Genomic DNA, 411 nt, shown 5'->3' on the forward strand with positions numbered 1-411 from the left:
GTCGATATGCGCGGGGTCGTGGCGGCGGGGGAGGCGTCGTCGGTGGCGCTGGTGTCTCATGGAGCTGACGGTCCGCACTACGACTTGCGGCTGCATGGGACCGCCGACTGGCAATGGACCGAGGCTGAGCTGGAGCAGCTCGAACCCAGCTCTCTCGCAGCGCTCCACGTCGGCTCGCTCGCGGCGGTACTGCCACCGGGCGCGCATGAGATCGCCGCTCTGGTACGGCGGGTCCGCCGCACCGCGACGATCAGCTATGACCCGAACGTGCGCCCCGAGCACATGGCGGCTGTCCGGGACGTGCGCGGCCGGATCAGCACACTGATGGAGCTGGCCGACGTGGTCAAGCTCAGCGATGCGGACTTGGCGTGGTTGATGCCGGGGACGTCGCCGGCCGCCTTCGCGCAACGC

The 411-nt window shown here is 70.1% G+C and carries 1 protein-coding gene; it reads left to right on the forward strand.

Annotation, left to right across the window (positions count from 1 at the left end; all coding sequences use genetic code 11):
- On the forward strand, window positions 1–411 hold a 411-nt coding region (locus GWK61_RS55410; protein WP_499704289.1), incomplete at both ends, for a carbohydrate kinase family protein.

This window comes from Catenulispora rubra (genome assembly GCF_015356825.1).
Classification (GTDB): Bacteria; Actinomycetota; Actinomycetes; order Streptomycetales; family Catenulisporaceae; genus Catenulispora; species Catenulispora rubra.